The organism is Legionella yabuuchiae (genome assembly GCF_900640115.1).
Taxonomy (GTDB): domain Bacteria; phylum Pseudomonadota; class Gammaproteobacteria; order Legionellales; family Legionellaceae; genus Legionella_A; species Legionella_A yabuuchiae.
Map to the genome: position 1 here is coordinate 1 of NZ_CAAAIW010000068.1, position 1,001 is coordinate 1,001.

The window sequence follows — 1,001 nt, forward strand, 5'->3', positions numbered from 1 at the left end:
GCACGACAACATCCAAGCGCCCACACAGTTTGTTTTCACGCAAGCAGCCCTATTTGGCGGAACTTGCGTTAAGGTAGATTTTTAAAATACTCACATACGGTTGTATGCTTTGTTTTTCTAAAATTTGTTTTAACCCAATCTGCGCCCAAGTCAGATCGCTTGCGAGCTCTAGAAAGAAGTGCAAAGAAAAAGCAAGATGGCATTTTGCGAAGATTTTTTCCTTAGGCGAGGCGCTGACAGAAGCGAGCGAAGGAGCATACATCAGTATGTGACTGAGCGAGCGCATGTCGACAACGAAGCGTAAAGAAAAAAAGCTGAAGCAAAAAGTTTTTGCGAAATTTTTTCCTTAGGCGAGGCGCTGACAGAAGCGAGCGAAGGAGCATACATCCGTATGTGACTGAGCGAGCGCGTGTCGACAACGAAGCGTAAAGAAAAAAAGCTGAAGCAAAAAGTTTTTGCGAAGATTTTTTCCTTAGGCGAGGCGCTGACAGAAGCGAGCGAAGGAGCATACATCCGTATGTGACTGAGCGAGCGCGTGGCAGCAACGAAGCATAAGGGAAAAAGCTGAAGCAAAAAAAAGGGGGTCGTAGCTCAGCTGGGAGAGCATCTGCCTTGCACGCAGAGGGTCGGGAGTTCGAATCTCCCCGGCTCCACCAACACGAGTTCGACTCGTGTGGCCCGGATTAGCCAAGCTAAATCCGGGGTAGAGCAAGATTGTCCAGATGAAAGGGCTTTGAAGAGTTTTTTCATCTGGTTAATCCAGAAGTTCATTAACAATTTGGTAGATATTAAGAGGCAGTTTTACGAACGCAAGTTTGTAAGACGACACAAGCGTCGTAGTCTGAGTTGAGAAGCTTGGAGCAAAACTACGAGAAAACCTAGATTGTATAATGTTCAGGTTGCTGAGGTTATATGGTCAAGAAGAGAAGCGCAAACGGTGGATGCCTTGGCAGTAAGAGGCGATGAAGGACGTGGAATCCTGCGAAAAGCTCTGGTGAGCT

General features: G+C 46.9%; 1 tRNA gene and 1 rRNA gene. Both read left to right on the forward strand.

The annotated features are described in order from the left end of the window. Window positions 1–580 precede the first annotated feature (580 nt). A tRNA-Ala gene (locus E1O47_RS12095) sits at window positions 581–656 on the forward strand. A gap of 258 nt (window positions 657–914) precedes the next feature. Next, window positions 915–1,001: ribosomal RNA gene (locus E1O47_RS12100) — 23S ribosomal RNA — on the forward strand; the annotation flags it as partial.